Raw genomic sequence first — 24,295 nt, 5'->3', positions numbered from 1 at the left:
ATTGCGGTGAGGCAGTTCGGCCGGGTCTGGCCGGCGGAATGGTGGCGATCCGGGGACCGGCGCGACGGCAACACGGGCGTTCCGCTCCCATGAAAAAGGCCAGCCCAAGCCATCGGATCGCTTGTCTCCTCGGGTCATCGCTGACTGACCTGTTCCGCGCCTCCATGATGCTCTTGCGGTGCGGCCTCCACGAAACCCTCTATCGGCCGACGTTGCCTTGGCGTCAGAACGCGGCCGCAAGGCGGGGTCTGCGGCCTGCGTTCGTCTGGCTCCAGTCGTCTGGTTGAGGCGGCAGTGCTCCACGGCGCGCGTCCTGCGACTGCGCTTCAGCAGCCCCGGAGGGAACGGGCTGACGATGACCATCCCGTGGCCCGGCATGGACCCATCCATTCGGTCCAATGTGGGGAAGGCCTTGTAGAAGGTGACAAGAAAGCTAGCGTTGATGCGTCCAGAAGCGGCAGTCTCCGCGAGACTGCGGTCAAGAGGGACGCAGGAGCCTCTGTCCTCCTCCCCTCCTTCAGGACTTGTTTACACAATGCCGAGGCAATCGGCAGGAATCAGGGAGAAACGAGATGCGACATCGGCTTGTCGGGACCGTGGCATTCGCAGTCGCCGCGCTGCCGGCCTTGGCCCAGGACTTCGCCGGCCAGACGCTGGTCGTGGGGACCTGGGGGGGCGATATCGAGCGGCTCCTGCGCACTCACGTGGCGGAACCGCTCGAGGCCGAGACCGGTGCGCGGGTTGAATTCCTCCTTGGCGGGAGCAGCGACCGCATGGCCAAGCTCTATGCCGAGCGTGACAACCCGACGATGGATGTGACCTTCCAGAACATCTACGAGGCCCCGCAGCTTCTGGCGGATGGCCTCGTGGTCGCTCCGGACCCCGAGAGCCCGGCCTTCAAGGCCATCTGGGAAGGAATGAACGAGGGCTGCTATGCCATGTCCCTCGTGGGCCTTGGCATCGCCTACAACAAGCAGCTCTTCCCGGAGCCTCCGGAATGGGCCGACTTGTGGAAACCCGACTACCACGGGCGCATTGCCATGGCTCCCTATCCAAGCTCCGAGAGCGACGGCTTCCTGGCCGTAGCCGCCCGGCTCGCCGGAGCCGACGAGCACGATCCCGATGCCGCCTTCTCCAAGCTTGCGGAGCTCGGGCCGCCCGCACTCACCTACACGAGCCTCGACGAGATCTTCGCCCTGATGGATGCGGGCGAGGTCGCGGCCGCGCCGATGATTTCTGGGTATGTTCTTTCCTCCCTGGCGGACTGGGAGAACATCGGCTTCGTCTTTCCGACCGACCCAGGCCCCGTGCTCGTGCGCGACATGGTCTGCCAGGTGGCCAATAGTCCCAACCCCGAACTTGCACGCATGTTCATCGAGCGGGCTGTCGGGGTCGAGACGCAGACCGCCTACGCGGAAGAGCTCATGTTCGGACCGACGAACAGCAGTGTCACCCTGTCCGGAGAAGCGGCAACCGGGACGATCAACACGCCCGAGGAAGTCGCCACCCTTGTTCAGCTCGACTGGCCATGGCTGATCGAACAACGTCCGGAATGGACCGAACGTTGGAACCGCGAGATCCTCGGTCAGTAGTGCGGTCCCCTCGCGAGGCCGGCGGCGGGACCAGCCTGTCGCCGACCCTGTCCCTCCTGTTCATCGCGCCCGCAGCGATCCTGGTTCTGGCAGCCTTCGGCCTGCCGTTTCTGCTGCTCCTGGCCCTGAGCCTCGCGAGCCCGGTCGAGGGCTCGCTGGTGCCGGACATGTCCAACCCGACCCTTGCCGCCTACAGCCGGATCCTGGGGGATGGCTTCTATCTGCGCACGCTCGCGACGACGCTGGCCATGTCCTTGGCCACGGCGGCCGGATGCCTCGCGCTCGCGCTGCCCCTCGCCCACTGGCTGGCGCGGCGCGCGGGCCGTGCCCGACGGGTCCTGACGGCCATCGTGCTCCTGCCCCTTGCCTGCGGCGCGCTCCTGCCGACGCTTGGCCTGGTTCATCTGCTCGGCCCGCTGGGCGTCGTGAACGGGACCCTGCGCGGACTGGGCCTCATCGCCTCGCCCCTGCCGCTTCTCGGCACGCAGCTTGGGATCGTCATAGGCCTGATCCAGGCCTTCCTGCCGTTCGCCGTCCTGCCGATCCTTGCCGTGCTGGACCGAACGCCACCTGTCATCGAGGAGGCGGCCATCACGCTGGGGGCCACTCCGGCCCGGCTCTGGGTCCGGATCATCCTGCCTCTCGCATGGCCAGGCCTGCTGGCGGGCGGGCTCCTTGTGTTCTGCTCGGCCCTCACCGCCTTCGTGACGCCTCAGATCGTGGGACAGGGCAAGGTCGCGACGTTTGCCATGCTCGCCTACCAACAGGCCTTGCAGGTGCTCGACTGGCCCTTCGCCTCGGCCCTCGCGGTGACGATGCTCGCGGCGCTCGCCTTGGCCGCCGTCGTGACCTTCAGCCTTGCGCGGTTGCGGCCATGAAGATCGGAACGTTTGTTCGGGCGACCGGGATCGGGCTGATCCTCCTCTTCGCAGTGGCCCCCATCCTTGTTCTGATTCTGGCCGCCTTCGACGAAGGCCGGTTCTTCCGGTTCCCACCTCGAGGGCTGTCGATGCGCTGGTTCATCGCCGCCTTCGAGAGTGCGGAATACAGGGCTTCGGTGACCCGCAGCGTGGTCGTCGCGTCACTGGCCACCGTCATCTCGGTCGGACTCGGAGGCCTCGCAGCCTTGGGCCTGGTACGCGGCCGACCCCCGGGGCAGGCCTACCTGGAGGCGCTGATCCTGGCCCCTCTCGCGCTGCCGCTCGTGGTCTGGGCGATCGCGTTCCTGCAGGTCCTGTCCTATTCAGGATTGGGGGGCACGCTTTTCGGGCTCATCCTCGCCCATGTCATCATCACCTTGCCCATCGCGATGCGGGTGATCCTCGCCACCTTCACGCGGATCGATCCTGATCTGGAGGCCGCTGCGCGCAGCCTGGGCGCAACGCCGGTCCGTGCCTTCCTGCGCACGACGCTGCCGCTCGCACGGGGAGGGATCGCCGGCGCGGCGGCGCTCTCGTTTCTGGTGTCCTTCAACGACGTCGTGGTCTCGACCTTCGTGGCCGGGGCGGGCTGGGTCACCTTTCCGGTGCGCCTCTACGCTCAGCTTCGCGGCGAAGGGATCGATCCCATCACGCTGGCGATCGGCGCGATGATCGTGGGCGTCATCATCGTCGGTGCGATCGCGACCGAACTCTGGCCCCGGAGGCGCGGAAGATAACTCATGACCTACCTCGTCGCCTCCGGCCTGCAGAAAGCCTATGGCCGCACTGCCGTTCTGTCCGATGTCGCGTTCGAGGTCGCGCAAGGGGAGTTCATCTGCCTCCTGGGCCCCTCCGGGTGCGGCAAATCCACCCTCCTGAGGCTGCTTGCGGGGCTCATCGAGCCGGATGACGGCCGCCTCATGCTCGCCGGAGAGGATCTGACGCGACGCCCGGCTTGGCACCGCGACATCGGGCTCGTGTTCCAGAACTACGCGCTCTTTCCTCATCTCTCCGTGGCCCGGAACGTGGCGTTCGGGCTGGAGATGCGGGGGCTCCCGAAGGCTGAAGCCAAGTCCCGAGTCGCCGAGGCACTCGAACTGGTGGACCTTGCGGACTACCGGGATCGGCTCCCCTCCGAGCTGTCCGGCGGACAGCAGCAGCGCGTCGCGATCGCCCGGGCCATCGCCGTCCGGCCCCGCCTCCTCCTCCTCGACGAGCCGCTCTCGAACCTGGACGCTCTCCTGCGGGGCACGGTTCGCGCGGACCTGCGCGATCTGCACAGGCGCACGGGCCTGACCACGATCATGGTGACGCACGATCAGGCCGAGGCGCTCAGCCTCGCTGACCGGGTTGCCGTGATGTCGGGAGGACGGATCGTCCAGATGGGATCCCCCGAAACGATCTACGCCTCGCCCGACACGACCTTCGTGGCGAGCTTCGTCGGCAACCCCCCGGCGAACCTGCTTCGCCTTCCCCCCGACGGGATTCCCGGCTGGACTCCGCCTCCGCCGCTCGCCGCTGCGATCGCGAATGCCGGGTCGCGTCCCCTTGTGCTGGCGCTTTGGCCCGAGACCCTGCAAGTGGTCGAGAGAGGACATGCCCATTCGATTCCCGCGACGCTCCGGGCTGTGGAGTTCCTTGGGGCCGAACGGCGCGCCCATTTGCGCCTGACCGACGGTCAAACACTTCTCGCCCATCCGGGCGAACAAGGCGAAGGCGACGTGGGCGTCGTCCTTCGCGGGAACGGGCCGCTACCGACGATCTTCGATGCGGAAACCGGGGCACGGCTCATCCAAGTGGCGACCTGACGGAGGTACACGGCATGACAGGCATCAACCCGTCCTGGGCAAACCGGAGCCCGGAGAAGCAGATCTTGCGTGAGGAGACCTGGGCGCGGCTGGAGGGGGACCACCTGGCTGTCGGTCCGGCGCGCGGCAACATCCCGAACTTCGTCGGTGCGGACCTTGCCGCGGATGCACTGATCCGGACGCCGGCCTGGGCGCGGGCTGGTACAGTGAAGTGCAACCCGGACCCACCGCAGTACCAGCTCCGCCTTCGCGCGCTCTACGCCGGCAAGACTCTCTATTGCCCGGTTCCCGCGCTGGTGCGCGACTACCCGTACCTGCGGATCGACCCGAAGCGGATCGAAGCCCAGGGCGTGAGCTTCGAGCTGGCGGCCACGGCCGAAGGCTACATGCTGCACGGAGAGCGGATCGGGTTCGAGGACGTGCCTTCCCTCGATTTCTTCATCGTCGGGTCCGTGGCCGTCACACGGAGCGGAGGACGGACGGGCAAGGGAGCCGGATTCGCGGACCTGGAGACAGGCGTGTTCCAGATGCTGGGCCGCATCCCGCCGGAAACGCCAGTCGTGACCACGGTCCATTCCACGCAGGTCGTCGAGGACGGACGCGTCGTCATGCAGCCGCACGACTGCCCGTTGGATATGATCGGCACGGAACGGGGATTGATCGAGACCCGTCGCAGCTTGGCGCGACCGGCCGGCGTGGACTGGTCCACGGTGCGTCCGGACCAGTTCGCCGATATCCCCTTCCTGACCGAATTGCGCGACAGGCTCCGCTGAGGTTCAGGCCACTGGCGCGTGGCGTCGAGCCGCGTCGACCGTCATCGCGACGAGCGTGTCGAACGGGATCGCCGCCGGACGGCGCATGTAGGTGATGATGTCGCCCTGGAGGAGCGGCTCGGTCCAGCGTGGCGCGATCGCGGCCGTGCCCTGCATCAGACCAAGCACGCCCAGCATCTGCGCCGCGTTGCAATCCACGTCGTGGCCGATGCCGCAGATCACCTCCAGCGTCCGATCGAAATCGCCGTTGCCCCACCACAGTCCGATCACCTGCGCCGCCGCGTTGGGTAACACGTGGATCCAGTTGTATTCGATGTAGATGGCATCGCAGGCGGCCCAAGCATCCTGCCAAGTCGCCGCGCCTTCGCAGGCGCGCCGGGCGGTTCGGATCGCCTGCCCGTATTCGGTGGCCTCGGGCACCAGCGCGATCGCTTCGTCGAGAAGGGCGCGAGCGTCGGAGTGGTGGAACGCCCGCGCGGCGAGAACGGCGTTGAAAACTTCGCCCAGGATGCCGTTCCCCGTGTGGCTCACTTCGGCATCGGTCCAGGCGAGGCGTGCGGCGGCGCGGGCCCGACCCGGGGCCACCATGCCGCAGATGACACCGCGCATCTGGGCGCCGATCCATTCGTCGAAGGGGTTGTCGGCGCGCCCGCTCTCGGGCGGAAGGATACCACGTCGGATGGCGTCAAGAGCGACTCCCTCGGCCGACCAGCCCAGAGGGATCATCCCCGTCCAGTTCTCGGCGATGTCGGCGCCGGTGACCGCATGGCCCTTGGCTGCGAAGGCCTCGAGGAAGGCGATCTCGAAGGTGATGTCGTCATTGTAGGTGTTCGGGGGCCGCACATACCGGTCGATGCGGCCAAAGGCGCGCTCGAGGTTTTCGGCCGTATAGCCTTCGAGCGCGGTTCCGGCCGCAGCACCAACGAGCTGTCCGAGCCATCCCCCACGGATCCGATCCGCAAGAGTGGCGTCATCCACGGGCTCATCGGAGGGGAAAGCCACCGCCACCTCGAAGGCAGCCCAGTCGGCATGGCGAAGCGTCTTCTGCGACTTGTGACCGGGGTCAGGAGTGGCCGCCCGCATCAGAGCCCGCAGCCGCATGTCGATACGGTGGAGCCTCTCGAAGTCGCCGCCTGCGACCGCCTCTCGACCTGCCGCAAGCAGTCCGTCGCAGGCCGGGTCAAGTCGCAGTCCCTTGTTCTCGAGAGACTGCAGGGCTCCGGCCATCAGGCATTCGGGCGCCGCCGATCCAGGCACGCGGCTGTCCCAGAACTGCCTGAGCCGCATATCGGCTTCGGCGATGAGTCCCGAGGCATCCCATGTCTGCTCCTCGTCGCTGCGGGTCACGGGCTGGGTTTGTCGCAGAAGATCACGAGCAAGCTCCCAAGGTCGCATCAAAATCTCCAGATCAAGAGATCAACAGGTCGGCATGGACCCGTGGGCCGTCCAGCAGGTCGTTGCTGGCCCAGCGTCCCCCGCCAATCCGCACCCGGTCATCAGCGCAAGCGCCGCCTGGTTAGTGACGCTCGAAAGGGTGCCAACATCAAGATCGGAAAGATCCGCCGCCATGTCCATTCTGATCGTTCGTCAGTTCGGAGGTGGGTGCGGACGGCTGGACAGCCTGCCCCGCCGGTGCCCCCAGGCCTATTCATTCACGGACCCAGCTTCTTTCGCCCGGTGCGCCTTGGGCCCCTATCCATGAAACGAAGCCGTGACCGGACGGAGCCCAGTCGGGCGATGGGGCAGCGGCTTATGTCAGAGCGGCTGTAGCAATCAGGAACCAGACTGCGAAGGCGGTTGGAGCCGAAACCATCACGCCCTTCCCTGCCGTCCAACGAGCCGGCACGATATCTCCGCCTGGGCAGTTCGGTCGTGCTGGTTCGTCGTGAGTCCCGAGCGGCCCAACTTCCTGACGTGACGGCGCGCCCATCGGACGTGCTTGCCCACCTTTTCGGGAATCCGCCGTTGGCCGGGTAACCTCCATCGTCCCGTGCCGGATGGGCAGAGCCCGATGATCGCTCCGGCGACAGGCCGCTGAACCCTGCGTCAGGCTACGGTTCCGATGGACCAGGGACCGCAATGGGAGTAGGCAGGCGGAAAGCCAGTGGCGGCGCCAAACGCGCGAAAACGAAGTTGAGTAAGAGCAGTAGTTCCGGCGTGTCAGAACACGATGCCAGAGACCGCGGACCGCGCGGCAATACAACAGTCCGGCCTTACCAGATCCGTGGCCGGTTCCTGACTGCCATTGCCCTCCGGCTCGAGGGTCCGGCCGACCGGCAGATGCTGGCAGAGCTCGATGCGCAACTCCGGCAGACGCCGCAGTTCTTCAATGATGCTCCCATGGTCATCGACCTGGAGCACGCAGCGGGTCAGCTGGTTGCCGACGACTTCGTCCGACTGGTCGAGCATCTCCGGTTCCGCAAGGTCTCGGTGTTTGCGGTCCAGGGCGGCAGCCCCGAGCAGCGCGAGACGGCAGCGACGCTGGGGCTGATCTCGATCGCAGCTGGCCGGGACGTTCCCCCGAAAGGCGCCGAGGCGGCGCCGACGCCCGCAGCCGCGCAGGCACCGGTCAAGCCCGCGAACCGCCTGGTAACAAGCCCCGTCCGCTCCGGCCAGACCGTCATGGCGGAGGCTGGCGACCTGATCGTCGTGGGGCCGGTCAGCTCCGGGGCCGAGCTCATCGCGGCCGGCAACATCCATGTGTACGGCCAGCTCCGGGGCCGCGCCTCGGCGGGGGTCTTCGGGGACGAGACGGCGCGCATCTTCTGCCAAAGCCTCGACGCGGAGCTGCTGTCCATCGCCGGCCTCTACCGAACGAGCGAGTCCATGGACCCCGTGGCCAGGAACCAGGGCGTGCAGGTCTTCCTGCGCGATGACCGGCTTTGCGTGGAGACCTTCGGACCACCACAGAATCGAGACAGGAGCGGCCAGTGAGCAAGATCATCGTTGTGACCTCCGGCAAGGGCGGAGTGGGAAAGACCACCACCTCCGCGGCCATCAGCGCGGGCCTCGCGAAACGTGGCCACAAGACGGTGGTCATCGACTTCGACGTGGGCCTGCGCAACCTCGACCTGATCATGGGTTGCGAGCGTCGGGTCGTCTTCGACTTCATCAACGTCATCCAAGGCGACGCCAAGCTCAAGCAGGCCCTCATCAAGGACAAGCGCCTGGACAACCTCTGGGTCCTTCCCACGTCGCAGACCCGCGACAAGGACGCGTTGACCCGGGATGGCGTGGAGAAGGTCCTGGACGAGCTCAAGACCGAGTTCGACTACATCATCTGCGACAGCCCCGCAGGGATCGAGCAGGGCGCTCAGCTCGCCATGTACTTCGCGGACGAGGCGATTGTCGTGACGAACCCCGAGGTGTCCTCGGTGCGCGACAGCGACCGCATTCTCGGCCTGCTCAACAGCAAGACCCGCCGGGCGGCGCAGCCCGACATGGAACCTGTCAAGGCCCATGCGCTGCTGACCCGCTACGACGCGGCAAGGGTCTCGAAGGGCGAGATGATGACCGTCGAGGACGTCCTCGAGATCCTCGCGATTCCCCTGCTCGGAGTCATTCCGGAAAGCCCCGCGGTCCTGCGCGCCTCCAACGTCGGCGTGCCCATCGTTCTCGATGAGCCATCCCGGGCGGGCACGGCCTATGAGGAGGCCGTCGCCCGGCTCACCGGCGAGCAGATCGAGATGCGCCTGCATACAGATGATCGACCCGGTTTCCTCCAGCGGCTGTTCCGGAGAACGGCATGAGCATCTTCGGCTTTCAATTCCGGCCTCGTAAGGTCCGAACGGATCAGACGGCGCAGACCGCCAAGGAACGCCTCCAGATCCTCCTCGCGCATGAGCGGGCCGATGCCGCAGCGCATGACCTCATTCCCATCCTGCAGCGTGACATCCTGGAGGTGATCCGGCGGCACATGCAGGTCGACAGCAATGCCGTCGACATCCGGATGGAGCGGGACGACGATCGATCGAGCCTCGAGATCAATATCGAGCTTCCCGTCCCCCAGGCCGTCCCGGTCCGTCCCCGCCGATAGTCGCTGGCCGACAGGTCCGAGGCGGTGCCGGTCCCACGAGGACCGGGCCGTCAACGGCGGAGGCCTCAGCCTCCCGGCGAGGGAGGCGGGGCCAAGCGTCCGCAAGCAACCGATGCGGCGCATCTGGGGTGCCCCGTGAGGCCGCCCGGCTGATCGGCCCGTCGTGGCGGCACCGGAGGGCCAAGAGGCGGCAGGTGCAGAAGGTTGTGGCTGCTGCCGCAGAGAGCCGGAGCCGACCATTCCGCCAAGGAGTGGGCTTTGGGTCACGGGACGATCTCCAAGCCGACCTTTCCAGACGGCGAAGCGCCACCGAAGCCCCCAGTCGCGCCTGGGTCGTCGAAGCTGCTGTTGGTCTTGGGAGGGAACCTCAGGACAGCCCGAGGTCCCACCCTGCCAGTCCTATGAGGCCAAGCGGCCCGCCACGGTCCGCAGCGGGCGCTGTCCCGGATTGATCGTCGCATTCACACCATCCAGAGCCGGAGCCGCAAGAGGATGGTACCCAAGAACGCTCCTGCTCCGGCACTCATTGGCAAGCCTCCGGCTGGACCTCCCGTCCCTCAGGAGCTTCCTCACCACAGCGTCAGGCCACCGTCCACGAGAACCACGGCTCCTGTCATGAGGCTCGCCGCGTCCGAGGCGAGGAACTGGACGACCGAGGCAACTTCCTCGACTTGGCCCAGCCGCCCCATGGGCGTGTCCCGAAGCCAGTCCTTCGCGAGACCGGTCGCATGGGCGTGGGCCGTGAGGGGCGTCTCGATGTAGGTCGGGGCCACAGCGTTGACGCGAACACCTCGCGGAGCCCATTCTGCGGCCAGGCTCTTGGTCAGCTGGTGAACCGCGGCCTTGGACGCGTTGTAATGGGCTTGGCCCTGCGGGCGATTCACGATGACGCCCGACATGGATCCGAGATTCACGATGGCGCCCCGCCCCCGAGCGAGCATCTGGTGACCGAAGGCGCGATTGCACCGGAACACGCCATCCAGGTTGACCGCCAGCACCGCCGCCCAGTCATCGTCGCGAATGTCCTCGGCGGGCGTAGGAGGCCGTCCGATACCCGCGTTCGCCACGAGTATGTCGATCGCACCCACCTCTTCGACCAGGCGCTCGACCGACACGGAGGAGGTCACGTCAACCTGGTGCCCCGATGCCATCCGTCCTCGGCCACGCAGGTCTTCTGCGGCACGGTGCGCAGCTTCACCATCCAGGTCCGCCAGAAGGACCTCCGCGCCCGTCTCGCTCAGAGCGTCGGCACAGGCGAAGCCGATCCCTCTGGCCGCACCTGTCACAAGCGCGCGTCGACCTGTCAGCGAGAGCCGTTCCACATACATCGTTGGATCCATCTTGTGTTGACATGAGAGCCATCGAGGTGGCCCATCGAAACTCAGGCGGCACGACTGGGACGGAAGGCCGGGTCCGGCGCACCAATGGCGTGGTCGTCCTGGTCGAAGAGATGAACGGTGCCGGGACGCGGCGAGAGGCTCACCACCTCGCCTTCGCGAAGACGCCGCTCTCCGCTGGCGCGGACCACGAGAGGAGCTTCGAGCCCGTCGACCGTCACGTGGAGGAACGCGTCACTGCCGAGCTGTTCGAGCACCCTGATCCGCCCGGACCAGACCCCTCCCTCGGAACCGTAGGTCAGGTGCTCGGGCCGCACCCCCAGGACGGTGGCCCGACGCATTTCGTCCGGGCTGCGTCCCTCCACGCGGATGCGCCCTCCGCCCGCGTCGATCAGCTCCCCTTCGGACAGGGAGACCGGAATGAAGTTCATGCGGGGACTGCCGATGAAACCGGCCACGAAGCGGTTGGCGGGGCGATCATAAAGGGTGATCGGCGTATCGAACTGTTCGACGCGTCCCGATCTCAGGACGACGATCCGGTCCGCCATGGTCATGGCCTCGACCTGGTCATGGGTCACATAGATCATCGTTCGCCCGAGCGACTGGTGGAGGCCGATGATCTCCATCCGCATCTGCACCCGAAGGGCGGCATCGAGGTTCGAGAGAGGCTCGTCGAACAGGAACGCCTGCGGAGAACGGACGATGGCTCGCCCGATCGCCACCCGTTGCCGCTGCCCGCCAGAAAGGTCGCGCGGCCGACGGTCGAGCAAGGGCGTCAGCTCCAGCATGCGGGCCGCCTCATCCACGCGGGTCCGCGTCTCCTCCCGGCTGAAGCCCGCGATGCGGAGCCCAAAGCCGATATTGTCGCGAACGCTCATGTGGGGGTAGAGCGCATAGGACTGGAACACCATCGAGATCTGACGCTCGGCGGGCGCGGCCTGCGTCACATCTTGGCCTGCGATCAGAACGCGACCCGACGTGGGCTCCTCGAGCCCCGAGATGAGGCGCAGGAGGGTCGATTTCCCGCAGCCCGAGGGTCCGACGAAGACGATGAACTCGCCATCGCGGATGTCGAGGCTCACGTCGTCGATGACCTTGGCCGTCCCGAAGCTCTTATTGATGCCAACAAGCTGGACGGCTCCCATCAGCCTACATCTCCGACCAGACGGGAGCGGCGACGCGACTCGGCGGCGGCTTTCATCTGCGCCCGCGTGAACGTCATCGCATGGGCGACGATGTCATCGCCGCTTTCCCAGGTTTCCCGCCAGATCCCGAGGATGCCGGTCAGTGGCTGGCCGACGACGCGGGACGAGAAGGATTCGTAGGTGATGGGACCCTGGTAGCCAATCCGGGCCAAGGCCCGGAACGCACCCTTCAGATCGACCGAACCCGTCCCCATGTAGCCCCGGTGGCTGTCGCCGGTGTGGAAGTACACGAGGTGATCGCCGGTCTCCTCGATCGCTGCGACAAGGTCCACCTCCTCGATATGCATGTGGTAGACATCGAGATGCACCCCGACATTCGGCGCGTCGACCAGACGGCAGTATTCGACCGCCTGCGCCGCGGTGTTGATGAGGTTCGTCTCGTACCGGTTCACGACCTCCATGCCCAAGGTGATGCCGCTGGCGGCCGCCTTGTCGGCGACCTTGGCCATCGTGGCGACCGAGGTTTTCAGGCCATCGGCGGTGGGCGGCTCGTCGTATTTCTGGAACGCCGAGTAGAGGATCCCGCAGATGTGGCTCACGCCAAGGTCGCGGCCGACCGAGATGGCGTCGAGAAGCTTGGCCTCGCCGGCAGCGACCCGGCCCGGGTCACCGGACGAGATGTCGGTCGCCGCATCGAGGCCCAGGGACAACGTGGCGCCGACACCCGCCTCCGCAAGGAGACGGCTCGTGTTCTGGGGATCGAGGCGATCGGGTGAAAGAGCCGGGATCTCGATGAGGTCGAATCCGCTCTCCGCCGTCTTGGCGATGGCGCGGGCGGCCTCGTCCCGGCTCCAGCCGGCCACCCAGACGTTGGCATGCAATCCGAGCTTGTTGGTCATGTCGTCCTACCTTGATGAAGGGTGATGCGGGCCCGGGCCCAAGTTGCCGGCCCTGCTGCGAATGCTGCGCCCGGCTTGGGCCGGGCTCGGATGACTGGAACACGGGACCGGAGCCCCCTCGGCCGATTTGCGGGCGGATCGGATCCTGGTCCACGGTCGGACGGCTCCATGCGGCGTCAGTCCTTGACCGCACCCATCGTCATGCCGGACACGATGTGACGCTGCATGAAGACGGCGAAGAGAACCGGCGGAAGGCACTGGATGACCGTCGCCGCTGCGATGTAATCCCAGTAGATGCGCCCTGTTCCGATGAACGAGGAGATCACCACCGGGAAGGTCTGGCTCCCGCGGTTGCTCAGGAAAAGCGCGAGCATGAACTCGTTCCAGGCGAAGATGAACACGAACGTGGCGACCGTCGCTATCCCGGACAGCGAGAGCGGGATGGCGACCCGGGTCAGGACCTGGAACCAGCTGCACCCTTCGAGGCGCGCAGCCTCGATGAGCTCCTTCGGAACCTGTCGGAAGAATGACATGGAGACCCAGATGGCAAAGGGCAGATTGAAGCCGGCATAGGCCAGGACCATGGCAGGCAGGCTGCCCAGGAGCCCCACCGCGCTGAACAGGATGAACAACGGCGCAGCGGCGGCGATCGGAGGCATCATCCGGGTGGAAAGGATCCAATCGGCGATTGCGTTGCGCCCCCTCACCCGCATCGTGGACAGCGCGAAGGCGGCAGGCAGAGCCAGGATCATGGCCAGCAGGGTCGCCCCCAGGGTCACGATCAGCGAGTTCGCGATGTTGGGCCAGTACTTGGTGAAAAGGGTGGCGAAGTTGCTCCAGTAGGTGAAGTCGGGGACCCAGACCGGCGGGATCGCGATCATCTCCGCGGTCGTCTTGAACGCCCCCAAGGCCATCCAGAGGAGCGGCGCGATCGAGATGAGGGTGAAGAACAGGGCCGCCGCCAGGAGGGCGACGTCGGAGATGCGGCTCCTACGCATTCTCGATCCTCCGAAGGATGCGGACCGCGAAGGTGGTCACGATGATGGACAGGATGAGGATGACGACGGCGGCGGCAGAGCCCGTCCCCACCTGGAAGTACTGGAAATCCTGCTGATAGGTGAACAGCGTGAGAACCATGGTGCGATCCCCGGGTCCCCCGCGCGTCGTGATGTAGATGACGTCGAAGTATCTCAGGACCTCGATCAACCGCAGGATCACGGCGAGCATGATGATGGGCAGGACCGACGGGATCTCGATCCGGAACAGGATATGCCACCATCGGGCGCCATCGACCCGGGCCGCTTCCAAGATATCCTTCCGGATGGACATCAGCCCAGCCAGGATCAGCATGGCCACGAACGGGGTCCACTGCCACACGCTGATCAGCAGGATCGAGATGCGGGCCCAGACCGGGTCGCCGAACCATGGCACCGGACTGCCGCCAGCGGCCCCCAGAAGCTGGTTGATGACTCCGAGCTGCGGATTGAAGACATAGTTGGCGATGACGCCGACGCTGATGGGCGTGATCATCATCGGAACCAGATAGGCTGAACGCAGGCCGTTGACCCATTTGCGGCTGGCGAGCTCATAGAAGACCTTGGCGACCGCGAAGCCCAGGACGACCTCGACCGTGATCGAAGAGACGGCCAGGAGGGCGGTGTTCCGCAGAGCGGCGAGGAACATCTGGTCGGTGAGCAGGCTCGCATAGTTGTCGAGACCCGCCCAGACCTTGCGATGCAGGGCCGTCAGCCGCACGAAGTGAAGCGACAGCCAGACCGAATAGATGAACGGGAAAAGCGTCAGAACCAGCAGGAACAGGCAGGTGGGCCAGAGGAACAGGCCTGTCTGGAAGCGGTCGCCCGACCACAAGCGCGGCTGATGGCGCCTCATGGGCGCCGAAGCCGAAAGAGCGGTGGCCTTCGGCCCGCGCTCCACGAAGGGATCGATCGAAGACATGCGCGTCCTCCTTTGAAGGGGCAGGCCCTGCCTGCTGGGAGAAGGCAGGCAGGGACCGCGCGGCCCGTCAGGTCGTTCGACGGACCACAAGGGCAAGGATCAGTTGGCGAGCAGCCCGTTCTGCCTGAGCATCTGCGTGACCTGCTCGTTGGCGCTGTCCATGGCCTCCTGGGGCGAAACCTCGCCGATGATGGCCCTGTTCACCTCCGTCCCGATCACGTCGATCATCTGGAAGGTCAGCGCATGGCGCGGGCGCACGTCACCCCAAGCGTTCTGGCGCGCCTGGTCCAACTGCACCGTCCAGGGATACTTGGCCTGGACCTCCTTGTCCTGCATGGCGGAAACCCGGCTCGGCGGGCCGCCTTCCAGAACATATTGGCGGTGCACCTCGGGGGACGCGAACCAACGGATGAAGTCCCACGCCGCATCCTTCTGCTCGGAATGGGCATTGAGGCACATCACCCACCCGCCGACCGGCGACACGGTCTGGGCCCCCTCGGCGTGGGGCATCAGGGCAGCCGCGAACTTGCCGGCGATCTGGCTTGTGGAGGGGTCGTTCGCGATCTGCGCCCGCACCGACCAGTCGTTGATCATGGCCAGTGAGCCGTTGGCGAAGCCGGTCGCGCGTTCGTCCCAGGCGTAGCTTTCCACCCCCGGGGGGCCGTAGGCGGTCATGTCCTTGAAGAACTGCACCAGATCCACCGAGGTCTTGTCGTTCATTGTCGGGGTGAGGTCCGCATAGGGATCCTCGGCCCCGAGCGTGTTGGATGCCCACGGGCTGCCGCCGGCGGAGAAGATCCATTCGAAGTACTGCTGCCCTGCGGCCGCACCCCGCTGGTTGTTCATGGCATAGCCATAGACCCCAGGGAAGTCGGGGTTGTCCGTGAAGAAGTCCGCAGCCTGCTTGAGTTCATCGAAGGTCTCGGGAACCTTCAGGCCGGCCTGCTCGAAAAGGTCGGTCCGGTAGAACAGCAGCCCGTAGTAGATGCCGATGGGCATGCAGTAGCGCTGGCCCTCCCAGCTGGCCTGGGCGGCCCCCGTGTCGGTGAAGTCGCTCCAGGCGATCTGCTCCTCGTTCTGGGCGATGCGATCCTCGAGAGGTTCGAGGCATCCCGCCTCGACGAACTCGCCCATCCAGATCCCGTCCATGACCAGGATGTCCGTGGAGCCGTCCTGCTGAGAGCATCCCAGAAGCTGGCGATCGTGGAGCGCGTCGTAGCCGAACCCCTCGATCTGCACGCTGGCGCCGGTCAGCTGCTCGAAGTTCGGGGCCGTCCGCTGCATGGAGTCGATGAACGGGTCAGTGATGGTGGAGATGGCCAGGGTCGTTCCGGCCAGGTCTCCAAGCTCCTCGTCCCAGTTGGTGTTCTGGGCGAGGACGGGACTGGAGCAGAGAACTAAGGCCGTGCTGGCCTTGAGCAGCGTGGTTCGCATGTGGGTCTCCTCCGTTGGTTGCGCCACCTTCTGTGGCTGTTGTCGTGTGGTCAGGACTCCGAAATCGCCGCTCGCCTTGAGCGGGGTCGCACCGGGACTCCTCCGGATGGTGGGGCCGTCGATTCCCGCAGGATAAGTTCGGCCGTATGCGTTCGACGCGACGGCGGATCGCTGGCACCACCGATGCGCTCCTGGAGCCGAGCCCAGATCGATCCGCCCATGGCGCCCACGGGCTGGCGGACCGCGGTGACCGACGGCCGTGCCACCAGCATCCAGGGGTAGTCGTCAAAGCCGACCAGGGACACGTTGCCCGGGACACTGCGCCCTGCCCGGGTCAGGGCGGCCAGGATCTGCAGGGTTGTCGTGTTCGTCAGGGCGATCACCGCCGTCACCCCGGACAGACTGGCCTCGGCACTGTCGGGGAGAACCCCCAGGGTACCGCCGGAGCCGGTCTCGATCTGGACCAGGGACGCCCCCACCTCAGCCGCGACCTGGGCTACGCCAGCGATCCGTTCCTGGATGTTGCGGACGGCAAGGAACGGCGCGCATACCGCGAGCGACCGATGGCCAAGATCCATGAGATGCCGCCCCACAGCGGCGCCAGCACCGAAGTTGTCGATGGCGACCAGATCGCAGGCCGGCCCCTCGGGCTCACGGTCGGCCACGATGAGGGGGATTCCCGCAGCTTCGATGTCCTCCCGCCCTGGCAGGTCAGCGGAGTTGGGGAGCACGACGAACCCGGCTGGCTTCCACTGCACGAGCGAGCGTATGCGGGCGCGCTCGATCGCGGGACTTTCTTCGGAGCTGGCAACGATGAGCTCGTACCCGTCCTGCTGGCTCAGGCGCTCGATGGTCGCAAGGATGCTGGCGAAGAATGGGTTTTCGAGGGATGGAACGACCGCCGCGATGATCCGTGAACGACCGCTCCGCAGGAACGATGCAGCGGGATCCGTTCGGTAATCCAGCTCCTCGACGGCTTTCTGCACCAGTTCGCGAAGTTCCGGCCGAACGGCCTTCCGTCCGGTCAGGACATTGGACACCGTCGCCGTGGAGACGCCAGCCCGCAGGGCCACATCCTTCATCGTCACCACGCGTGGTGCCACGGCACAAGCTCCTCCCCGATTGTTTCCGTTAATCGATTTTTGTAAAACGATTAACCGTCTTCGTGGGGCTGTCAAGCTGAAAGCGTGGCATGAACGAAGGCGACGGTCAGGAGGTCGCAATCCTCCGCCGTCCCGGCAGAACGCCGCCGCAAATAGACGGGGGGAGGGTCGAGCCGATCATCTGACGACCGGCCGGACGGCAATGGGTGACCAGAAGAGGCTGAACGCGCCTGCGTTTGGTCGGCTGCGATCACCGATCAAGCCTGGTCAGCAGGACGCCGACTTATCTCGGCAGGTCCTCTGGTGTTTCTCGCTAGATCGATCCTGAACAGGGCCGCAATGTGCTTCTTAGGACTGCTGGCCGGCGAAACGTCTCGAGCGCAGCCTCGACGCGCCCGGAGACGTATCGCGGCCCATGCCGGAGTTCATAGCTCCGCCCGTCCTCGCATCCCCCACGTTTGCACAACACCCTGAACCATGACGGCCGGCAGCCCTGACAGGCAGAGCCCGTGCCCGTCATGCTGGAAGTCAGACGGCCTGCAGATGGCGGCAGGATATGCCTCTGGGACGTCGGCCGGATACCGGTCTGAGCGTCGTTCAGTTGTGCCTGAGGTAACTGCTCAACCATCGGGCCCCGACCCAATGACAGGTCAGGGAAGAAGCCAGCGACAGCATCGCACACCGGCGGTGTTAGTCAGTCAGCCGAGAGAACGGTATCAGGCGGGCATCGGCCCGCACCACGAATGGCGCGGGCCGACGGCCAGTACTTCAGGACGTCCGTCGCCGCAGCAACGCCAGCGCGCCAGTCGCGCAGAGCAGAAGCGGCATGCTCGCCGGAAGCGGCACGGAGGCGGGCTGTTGGTCCAGCGGGCTGAGGAAACGGCTCGGATCGGCCGCCGACAGGAACATACCGTTCAGGTCGGCTCCCCCATTCAGCGCCGTCACACGCAGGCCGTACACGACCGCATCGCTGCCCAACTTGAGATCGTTGAGATCGATGCCGCCGAAGGTCAGGACTTGCGGGCCTCCGATCTCCACCGTGTCGACGGAGATGGGGCTTTTCCAGAAGCTGGTGCTGCCGAAGATGTACGCGCTCGAGTAGATGGGGTTCTCGAAGGTACCGCCGATGATCGCTTCGATCTGGATGTTCGGATCGTTGCCGCCGCGCTCGACGAAGAGGAGCTCCGGCGTGTCGTCGAAGGCGAACGGATTGTCATCGCGCAGCCCGTTCTCGAACAGGAGCTTGAAGCTGAAGGCGCCGGACTCCCCGTCCGACATCTCGCTGAGGCTGCGGCTGTTGAAGACGTTGAGGAGGGCAGTGTCCTGGATGGCCGGATCGGTCGATTCCTGAAGCGTCGCGCTGACCGTCTGGCCCGCGCTGACGAGGCCGGCCTTGACGAACGGGTTGGGGTCGCCATCCGCAGCCGTGTCGTTGTCGCCGAATTCAGCATTGATGTTGGTGCGGCCTGTCAGGACCTCAAAACGCCGGACCGCGCTGAAGGATGCGCTACCCGAGATCGTGCCGGAGCCGAAGGTGACGGACTCGAGCAGCACGTCATCGCTGTAGGCGGTTCCGTTGTTGGTCGGCGCGGCCGAGCCGGCCGGACGGCTCACGGTGACGGCGGTCGGCTGAATGACGGTCGCGGAGGCTTCCGTGACGGGATACGCAAAAGTGGCGATGGCCAGCATGGCAAGCGGCCTGGCCGTGATACGGTTCAACATCGATGTCCCTCTGGCGGCCAAGAAACTCCGCCGCAACCTCTAGGATCACATCTCATTGTGGCCCTTTCGAGGCCCGATCCGGGCGGGGACGCGGCTCCGGTCACACGGACGGGAGCGGGCGCATCGTCGTCAGCCCTGCCCCTCGATGGCCGTTGGTTCCGCTGCCATCATAAACCTGTTCGACCATGGAAGAGCCCGCCTTGGCCGGATGCAGCAACCCGGTCAGGGCCGAGGTCCTTTCCAGGCGTGCTCGGACAGCCTCGAAGTCGGCGCATTGCGACCAGGCCCGAGCGTTCCAGGCGGTGCATCCGGCCGTAGCCCGTTCTGCCGTGGTCAGGTCAGCTTCACCGCAGTGTCCTCGTTGGCGATGTGCGCATGGAACGGAGATTCCACGCGCGGCACTTCCGCCGTGCCGTGAGGACAGCGACAGTGCCAGATCATGGCCTCCGGTTGCGCGTTCAGATGGTCCGAAGCGTCATCCTTGGACCGGGCACAAAACTGGCGGGCGCCGATACGCCGCGAGGTCCGGAAACGACATCGCCGCCTGCATTCAGATGGCTGTGGAGCATAGACCCTTCCACCGAAGTTGATTTGGCACGCCATGCAATCGGCCACCGGTTCGCCAAGGTTGGCGCCGCACTCCCGCGAGGGCTCGACTTGAGCGGAGTTCGTGCCCTCGAACGTCAGGAATTTCAGGACGCGCGCCATGAAAGCCTGCCGGACGCTGGTATCGCGGGCCGCGCCGAACGTTCTCAGGTTCGCTGCCGTTGAGCCCAGGCGATGGGGAGCGGCTCCCTGTCCCGAGGCGCGTGCTGCCGTCCCATCGCGTGCCCGTCCCAGCCAACCAGCCGACGCGCGTCGGGTCCGGGCGAGGCGCTGGCTTCGGACGTCGATTCCGCAGCTTGTCCCCGGGTTGCGATCAGGTCCATCCTTCCGATAGCCCCCCGCAACGCCGGATTGCCTTGCGGCCGGTCGAACTCCGGGTGACGGACGTGCGGGTGATCGCGCTCCGTGAAGGGGGGCCAGACGATCAACAACCTGGCCAAGCCGGACCATAGCTGGCCGGCGGCCCTGACGGCAGGAACCATGGCGGCGCCTTTCCCGATGAAGTGTGGACCCCGAAGGACGGGAACATTCGCCCATTCTGCCATGCGGCGAATTTTGGCGCATGAAGGCCCCCTTGTGATTGTCTTTCCGAGATCTTGCCATTTGTTCGTCTAGGCTCCCGACCATCCCATGATGGGCACGCTGGCGTTCGGCAGAGGCAGGTTGATGAGGTACCGGTTCGCGAGTTGCCGGCTGGACACCGACCGGCACATCTTCGAACGCGACGGCGAAGCCCTGCATCTCGAACCGCAGGTCTTCGACCTGCTGGTCTGCTTGGCGCAATCGAATGGCGAGCTGGTTACCCACGACCTGCGTCTGAGCAGCGTCTGGAAGGGGCTCCATGTCTCGGACGCCACCATCAGCGCGCGCATGAACGCCGCCCGGCGGGCGGCCGGCGACGACGGCAAGGCCCAGCGGATCATCGAAACCGTCGCCCGCCGGGGCTTCCGCCTCGCGGTGCCCGTCGCCACGGAGGGACCGGGCTCCGGCGTTCCGCAGGAACCCGGACCGACCCTGTCGACGTCGAAGCTGCCCACTCTGACCGTCCTGCCGTTCCGCTACCAGGTCGCGGACCCATTCGACACCCTGGCCGACGGCATCATGGACGAGCTGACCTCGGCACTGAGCCGGGTCGGCGAGTTCCACGTCATCGCCCGCCAGTCCGCCGTCGCGCTTCGCGACGATCCGGACATCCGGACCGTGGCTCGCGTGCTGGGGGCGGACTATCTGGTCGAGGGGTCGATCCAGCGGGCCGGTGAGCGCTTGCGGATCGCTGTCACCCTTTTGGACGCGCAGAGCCGCACGCTCTGGTCGGCCCGCTATGACGAACGGCTGGACGATCTGTTCGAGGTGCAGGACCGCATCGCGATGCAGGTCGCCGGGCAGTTGCCGGTCAAGTTGCGCGGGGCCGAGATCGCCCGGGCCAACGAGATGACCGAAGGCTCGGGCGAGGCCCGCGCCTGGGTTCTTCGAGCCCTGCCGCATTTCTGGCGGCACGAGCGAGCCGAGAACGACCAAGCGATCCAGCTGCTCTCGCGGGCTCTCGAGATCGACGGGCAGGATGTCCGGGCGCTCGCCTACAAGGCCTGGGCCCTTGCCCAGCGGCCCGCCTATCTCTGGTCCGAGGATGCCGGGGCCGACCGAGCGGAAGCCAAGGTGCTGGCCAACTGCGCCGCTGCGCGCGCCCAGGATGATCCGCCGACGCTTGTGGCGATCAGCGCGGCATTCTCCCTGACTTTGCCGGACCCTCGGCCGGCCCTGGCCTTTGCCCAGCGCGCGATCGAGGTCGATCCGAACAACGCCTGGGGCCGGATGCGCCTGGGTTGGGCTCTCAACTATAGCGGCCGACCGGCCGAGGGGCTGTCCGAGTTCGATCAGGCCCGCCGCCTCTCGCCGCTCGACCCGCTCCTTTACAACATGCTCATCGGGGCTGCGATCTCCCATGTCGGGCTGGGACACTACGACCTGGCCATCGCCATCATCGACGAGGTCATCGCCAGCACCCCTCAGGTCTCGTGGGCCTATCGCATCCTCGCGAGCATCCATCGTCGGCTGGGTGACCGCGTCAACGAAGCAATCGCGACCCGCAAGCTGGTCGCCGCCAACCCGCGCCTCACCATGAAGCAGCTCGAGGACGCCCTGCCGCCCGGAATGGTCCGGCAGTCGCCGACCTACATCTCGTGGCAGCTGCTGGATGATTGCTCGAGCGTGTGATCCCAAGTGACGGGCATTCCCGGATCACGCCGTTCTCGTGCCGGCAGCGTCCGGGAACTGGGCAGCCCTGTCGATCGGCGCCAGCCTCGATGACGGCGGCACTTTCGCGGTGCGACATCCGAGACCAGGCCCGTCGGGACGTTCGTCTCCGAGTGGGCGCGAGTGGCCGTCGATACAGGCGAAGGGCGGGTCCAAGGATGACCACGACCTGGTTTCAAGGCGGAGATCGCTTCGTGCCGGAACGGAATTCCGCTCATCCGGCCGTTCAGAGCCAACGACAGATACAGTCCTCCCCTTTCTCATTCGTTGTTTCCGTATCTAGAATGACGCAAGGTCAAGAAAACGGGAGGACGATGATGCACACGACATCGATGCTGCCATTGAGCCGAGTCCTGGGGAACCGGCGACGACTGGGCCTTTCCGCTCTTGCTCTGACGGCAGGCCTCATGGCCCCCGTCGTGGCCCAGGCGGCGACGCTGACCTTTGCGGGAACGGTCATGAGCAACCTCGCGACGCCCCGGGGCCTCACCATCGGTGCCGACGGCGCGCTTTACGTCGCTGAGGCGGGAAGCGGTGGCGATCTCGCGACCATCGAAGGTCCGGACGGCGCTGTCCTGGGTTACGGCCTGTCCGGTGGCGTCAGCCGCTACAAGGACGGCACGCAGGAGCGCATCATCACCGATCTTCCTTCGCTGTCCGGGCCGGGAGGGGCGGGCGCGGTAGGAGCGCAGGACGTGGCTCTTGGCGCGGACGGGACGCTCCATGCGGTGATCGGGCTGGGCGCGGACCCTGCCGTGCGGCAGGGGGCGCTCGCCGGGCTGGAGGGGGCCGACCTTCTGGGGACACTGGTTTCGCTTCGGGACGGTGCGCCGACTCACGTGGCGGACATCGCGGGCTTCGAGGGGGAGAATGATCCCGACGGGGTGGGGCCCGACAGCAACCCCTTCAGCCTCGTGGCGAATGGCGACGGATTTCTGGTGACGGATGCGGGCGGCAACGATGTGCTCTCCGTGGACGGAACAGGCACGATCGGGATGGAGGCGGTCCTGCCTGCGGCCGTGAACCCCCTGCCCTTTGGTCCACCCGTCTATCAGGCTGTGCCCACCGGCGCGGCGATCAGTCCTACGGGCGAGCTTGTCTTCGGCCAGCTCACCGGGTTCCCCTTCCCCGAGGATGCGGCGCAGATCTACTCGCTCAAGGGCGGGACCCTGTCGATCATCGCCGGCGGCTTCACCAACCTGATCGACGTGGCCTACGGGTCGGACGGGACGCTTTACGCGCTGGAGCTGGACAGCGACAGCCTCCTCAACCCGGGCACCACCGGGGCGCTTTACTCCATCGCTGCGGATGGCACGTCGAAGCTGCTGTTCGGCGACCTTTCCAACCCGACGGGCTTGGCCGTGGGCGACCGCGGAAGGGTCTACGTGGCCATCAACGGCTTTTCGGCAGAGGACGGAAGCGTCATCGAACTCGCGCCCATCCCGCTGCCCGCGTCACTCCCGCTACTGGCGGGTGGGCTCCTGGTCCTGGGCGGCTGGCGGCGCGTGGCCCGATCGCGATCAGGCCGAGCCTGACCCAAGTGCGGGCCGGGGGCCTGCGGCTCCGGCTCCGGTCCCGCAGGTCCATATGTCCGCGCCCGGGCGGCCAAGCCCGCTGGCCCGGCCGTGCCCGCGACCGTCTCGGGCCGGTCTGGCTGGAACAGGGCGCGCCGACGCCATGCGGCGACCGGGAGACGCTCTTGCACGTTTGCTTCTCTCGGGCCCGCGCCGCGACGCCGCCTCCTCAGGCCCTGAGGAAGTCGATTAGCGCGCGCAGCGGCGGCGGAACCTGTCGCCGGCTCGGATGGTAGAGGAATGCCCCTGGAAAGGGCTGGCTCCAGTCGTCGAGCACCTGCTCGAGTTGGCCCGCGGCGATGTCGGCCGCCACGTCCTGCTCCATGTGCCATCCGACGCCTTGCCCGGCCCGCACGTTGGCCAGCGCGAGGTCGGACGAGTTGCACACGAGCGGCCCCGTCACCTGCTGCCGAAGCGCCCGTCCGTCCTTCTCGAAATCCCAGGGCATGAGCGCCCCGCTCGACAGGTGCCGATAGCCGATGCAGCGGTATCGTTGCAGGTCACGGGGATGACCTGGCTTGCCGTGCAGCTTCCAGTATTCGGGCGTGGCGACGACAAGGGCGCGCAGCGGCGGGCCGATCCGGACGGCGATCATGTCCTTCTCGATGGTCTCGCCCAGCCGGATGCCGGCGTCGAAGCCCGAGGCGACGATGTCCGTGAGCCCGTCGTCCACGTTGACTTCGATCCGGATTTCCGGATGCCGGGCCAGGAAGAGAGGCAGCCGCTCGGCCAAGAGCGTGGAAGCGATCCAGTGGAATGTCGTCAGGCGGACGACACCGGCGGGGTCGTCGCGCCAGTCCGTGAGGGCCAGCAGCCCGTCCTCGATCTGATCGAGCGCCGGGCCAAGCCGTTCCAGCAAGGCGGCTCCAGCTTCGGTCGGAGCGACCGATCGGGTCGTCCGGGCCAGAAGCCTCACGCCGAGCCGCTCCTCCAGGGCCCGCATGGCGTGGCTGAGGGCCGAGGGCGACAGGCCAAGTTGAGCCGCCGCGACCGTGAAGCTGCGCGCGCGCGCCACCGCGGCGAAGGCCGCCAGATCGTTGAAGGGCTGCCGGGACATTCTTGAGAATGTCTCACAAGCTCATGCTGCTGGGAACGGCTAATCGCCGCCCCTGACCGCCCCTACCCTTCCGTCCCAAG

21 protein-coding genes are annotated in these 24,295 nt (G+C 66.5%); 10 read left to right on the top strand and 11 right to left on the bottom strand.

Annotation, left to right across the window (positions count from 1 at the left end; all coding sequences use genetic code 11):
• Positions 1 to 572: 572 nt before the first annotated feature.
• The 5 genes from J3P31_RS18315 to J3P31_RS18295 are packed head-to-tail and all read left to right on the top strand — an operon-like array spanning position 573 to position 5,093.
• Entirely contained in the window at positions 573 to 1,592 is a 1,020-nt protein-coding gene (locus J3P31_RS18315; RefSeq protein ID WP_210529962.1) for an extracellular solute-binding protein, read from the top strand.
• Positions 1,592 to 2,470 carry an ABC transporter permease gene (locus J3P31_RS18310; RefSeq protein WP_210529961.1) on the top strand — a complete coding sequence of 293 codons (879 nt, stop codon included), beginning with the start codon at positions 1,592 to 1,594 and terminating at the stop codon, positions 2,468 to 2,470. Before J3P31_RS18315 ends, J3P31_RS18310 begins: the two co-directional genes overlap by 1 nt.
• Positions 2,467 to 3,249 (top strand): ABC transporter permease, encoded by a 783-nt coding sequence (locus J3P31_RS18305; RefSeq protein WP_210529960.1) that lies wholly within the window; start codon positions 2,467 to 2,469, stop codon positions 3,247 to 3,249. Before J3P31_RS18310 ends, J3P31_RS18305 begins: the two co-directional genes overlap by 4 nt.
• Before the next feature lie 3 nt (positions 3,250 to 3,252).
• Complete coding sequence (locus tag J3P31_RS18300) at positions 3,253 to 4,320, top strand: ABC transporter ATP-binding protein (protein ID WP_210529959.1); 1,068 nt, start codon at positions 3,253 to 3,255, stop codon at positions 4,318 to 4,320.
• Positions 4,321 to 4,334: 14 nt separating this feature from the next.
• Positions 4,335 to 5,093 (top strand): 5-formyltetrahydrofolate cyclo-ligase, encoded by a 759-nt coding sequence (locus tag J3P31_RS18295; protein ID WP_210529958.1) that lies wholly within the window; start codon positions 4,335 to 4,337, stop codon positions 5,091 to 5,093.
• A gap of 3 nt (positions 5,094 to 5,096) precedes the next feature.
• Here J3P31_RS18295 and J3P31_RS18290 read toward each other — a convergent pair whose 3' ends face one another.
• On the bottom strand, positions 5,097 to 6,440 hold the full coding sequence (locus J3P31_RS18290) for an ADP-ribosylglycohydrolase family protein (protein WP_210529957.1): 1,344 nt from the start codon (positions 6,438 to 6,440) through the stop codon (positions 5,097 to 5,099).
• Positions 6,441 to 7,250: 810 nt separating this feature from the next.
• Between J3P31_RS18290 and minC the strand changes: the two genes are divergently transcribed.
• From minC to minE, 3 genes are read left to right on the top strand one after another with little or no spacing between them, the layout of a single operon-like run.
• Positions 7,251 to 8,027: a septum site-determining protein MinC gene (minC, locus tag J3P31_RS18285; protein ID WP_368373112.1), complete on the top strand. Its 777-nt coding sequence runs from the start codon at positions 7,251 to 7,253 to the stop codon at positions 8,025 to 8,027.
• Positions 8,024 to 8,842, top strand: coding sequence for a septum site-determining protein MinD (gene minD, locus J3P31_RS18280; protein WP_210529955.1), 819 nt, complete (start codon positions 8,024 to 8,026; stop codon positions 8,840 to 8,842). Before minC ends, minD begins: the two co-directional genes overlap by 4 nt.
• Positions 8,843 to 8,844: 2 nt before the next feature.
• On the top strand, positions 8,845 to 9,129 hold the full coding sequence (minE, locus tag J3P31_RS18275) for a cell division topological specificity factor MinE (protein ID WP_438270309.1): 285 nt from the start codon (positions 8,845 to 8,847) through the stop codon (positions 9,127 to 9,129).
• A 569-nt stretch (positions 9,130 to 9,698) separates the two neighbouring features.
• Here the strand turns inward: minE and J3P31_RS18270 are convergent.
• The 9 genes from J3P31_RS18270 to J3P31_RS18230 all read right to left on the bottom strand — a co-directional run bounded on the left by J3P31_RS18270 (position 9,699) and on the right by J3P31_RS18230 (position 19,433).
• A complete protein-coding gene (locus J3P31_RS18270; RefSeq protein WP_210529995.1) occupies positions 9,699 to 10,457 on the bottom strand; it encodes an SDR family NAD(P)-dependent oxidoreductase in 759 nt (252 codons plus the stop codon).
• 53 nt (positions 10,458 to 10,510) lie between these two features.
• Positions 10,511 to 11,611, bottom strand: a complete 1,101-nt coding sequence (locus tag J3P31_RS18265) for an ABC transporter ATP-binding protein (protein WP_210529953.1) — start codon at positions 11,609 to 11,611, stop codon at positions 10,511 to 10,513.
• Entirely contained in the window at positions 11,611 to 12,510 is a 900-nt protein-coding gene (locus J3P31_RS18260) for a sugar phosphate isomerase/epimerase family protein (protein ID WP_210529952.1), read from the bottom strand. Before J3P31_RS18260 ends, J3P31_RS18265 begins: the two co-directional genes overlap by 1 nt.
• 176 nt (positions 12,511 to 12,686) lie before the next feature.
• A complete protein-coding gene (locus J3P31_RS18255) occupies positions 12,687 to 13,508 on the bottom strand; it encodes a carbohydrate ABC transporter permease (protein WP_210529951.1) in 822 nt (273 codons plus the stop codon).
• The gene (locus J3P31_RS18250) at positions 13,501 to 14,466 is read right to left on the bottom strand and encodes a carbohydrate ABC transporter permease (RefSeq protein ID WP_210529950.1); all 966 of its coding nucleotides are present in this window, start codon (positions 14,464 to 14,466) and stop codon (positions 13,501 to 13,503) included. The genes J3P31_RS18255 and J3P31_RS18250 overlap by 8 nt, the downstream gene beginning before the upstream one ends.
• 99 nt (positions 14,467 to 14,565) lie before the next feature.
• Positions 14,566 to 15,900 (bottom strand): ABC transporter substrate-binding protein, encoded by a 1,335-nt coding sequence (locus J3P31_RS18245; RefSeq protein WP_210529949.1) that lies wholly within the window; start codon positions 15,898 to 15,900, stop codon positions 14,566 to 14,568.
• A gap of 50 nt (positions 15,901 to 15,950) precedes the next feature.
• Entirely contained in the window at positions 15,951 to 17,003 is a 1,053-nt protein-coding gene (locus J3P31_RS18240; RefSeq protein ID WP_210529948.1) for a LacI family DNA-binding transcriptional regulator, read from the bottom strand.
• Between the two features lie 768 nt (positions 17,004 to 17,771).
• Positions 17,772 to 18,692 (bottom strand): exosortase-dependent surface protein XDP2, encoded by a 921-nt coding sequence (locus J3P31_RS18235; protein WP_210529947.1) that lies wholly within the window; start codon positions 18,690 to 18,692, stop codon positions 17,772 to 17,774.
• 366 nt (positions 18,693 to 19,058) lie between these two features.
• Positions 19,059 to 19,433, bottom strand: coding sequence for a hypothetical protein (locus J3P31_RS18230; RefSeq protein WP_210529946.1), 375 nt, complete (start codon positions 19,431 to 19,433; stop codon positions 19,059 to 19,061).
• 564 nt (positions 19,434 to 19,997) lie between these two features.
• On the opposite strand from J3P31_RS18230, the gene J3P31_RS18225 reads away from it, so the two are divergent.
• Positions 19,998 to 21,545 (top strand): winged helix-turn-helix domain-containing protein, encoded by a 1,548-nt coding sequence (locus J3P31_RS18225; protein WP_210529945.1) that lies wholly within the window; start codon positions 19,998 to 20,000, stop codon positions 21,543 to 21,545.
• Positions 21,546 to 21,901: 356 nt separating this feature from the next.
• Entirely contained in the window at positions 21,902 to 23,119 is a 1,218-nt protein-coding gene (locus tag J3P31_RS18220) for a ScyD/ScyE family protein (protein WP_210529944.1), read from the top strand.
• A 208-nt stretch (positions 23,120 to 23,327) separates the two neighbouring features.
• Here J3P31_RS18220 and J3P31_RS18215 read toward each other — a convergent pair whose 3' ends face one another.
• Positions 23,328 to 24,215: a LysR family transcriptional regulator gene (locus J3P31_RS18215; protein WP_210529943.1), complete on the bottom strand. Its 888-nt coding sequence runs from the start codon at positions 24,213 to 24,215 to the stop codon at positions 23,328 to 23,330.
• Between the last annotated feature and the right edge of the window lie 80 nt (positions 24,216 to 24,295).

This window comes from Rubellimicrobium arenae, assembly GCF_017916275.1.
Classification (GTDB): Bacteria; Pseudomonadota; Alphaproteobacteria; order Rhodobacterales; family Rhodobacteraceae; genus Rubellimicrobium; species Rubellimicrobium arenae.
This window is presented reverse-complemented; position numbering and strand designations above follow the sequence as displayed.

What these genes read in the sequence shown, in the direction of transcription:
- J3P31_RS18225 (WP_210529945.1), top strand. Translation starts at nt 19,998, where the DNA reads ATGAGGTACCGGTTCGCGAGTTGCCGGCTGGACACCGACCGGCACATC.
- J3P31_RS18215 (WP_210529943.1), bottom strand. Translation starts at nt 24,215, where the DNA reads ATGTCCCGGCAGCCCTTCAACGATCTGGCGGCCTTCGCCGCGGTGGCG.
- J3P31_RS18260 (WP_210529952.1), bottom strand. Translation starts at nt 12,510, where the DNA reads ATGACCAACAAGCTCGGATTGCATGCCAACGTCTGGGTGGCCGGCTGG.
- J3P31_RS18255 (WP_210529951.1), bottom strand. Translation starts at nt 13,508, where the DNA reads ATGCGTAGGAGCCGCATCTCCGACGTCGCCCTCCTGGCGGCGGCCCTG.
- J3P31_RS18315 (WP_210529962.1), top strand. Translation starts at nt 573, where the DNA reads ATGCGACATCGGCTTGTCGGGACCGTGGCATTCGCAGTCGCCGCGCTG.
- J3P31_RS18300 (WP_210529959.1), top strand. Translation starts at nt 3,253, where the DNA reads ATGACCTACCTCGTCGCCTCCGGCCTGCAGAAAGCCTATGGCCGCACT.
- J3P31_RS18230 (WP_210529946.1), bottom strand. Translation starts at nt 19,433, where the DNA reads ATGGCGCGCGTCCTGAAATTCCTGACGTTCGAGGGCACGAACTCCGCT.
- J3P31_RS18305 (WP_210529960.1), top strand. Translation starts at nt 2,467, where the DNA reads ATGAAGATCGGAACGTTTGTTCGGGCGACCGGGATCGGGCTGATCCTC.
- J3P31_RS18295 (WP_210529958.1), top strand. Translation starts at nt 4,335, where the DNA reads ATGACAGGCATCAACCCGTCCTGGGCAAACCGGAGCCCGGAGAAGCAG.
- J3P31_RS18250 (WP_210529950.1), bottom strand. Translation starts at nt 14,466, where the DNA reads ATGTCTTCGATCGATCCCTTCGTGGAGCGCGGGCCGAAGGCCACCGCT.
- J3P31_RS18235 (WP_210529947.1), bottom strand. Translation starts at nt 18,692, where the DNA reads ATGCTGGCCATCGCCACTTTTGCGTATCCCGTCACGGAAGCCTCCGCG.
- J3P31_RS18265 (WP_210529953.1), bottom strand. Translation starts at nt 11,611, where the DNA reads ATGGGAGCCGTCCAGCTTGTTGGCATCAATAAGAGCTTCGGGACGGCC.
- J3P31_RS18220 (WP_210529944.1), top strand. Translation starts at nt 21,902, where the DNA reads ATGCACACGACATCGATGCTGCCATTGAGCCGAGTCCTGGGGAACCGG.
- J3P31_RS18245 (WP_210529949.1), bottom strand. Translation starts at nt 15,900, where the DNA reads ATGCGAACCACGCTGCTCAAGGCCAGCACGGCCTTAGTTCTCTGCTCC.
- J3P31_RS18270 (WP_210529995.1), bottom strand. Translation starts at nt 10,457, where the DNA reads ATGTATGTGGAACGGCTCTCGCTGACAGGTCGACGCGCGCTTGTGACA.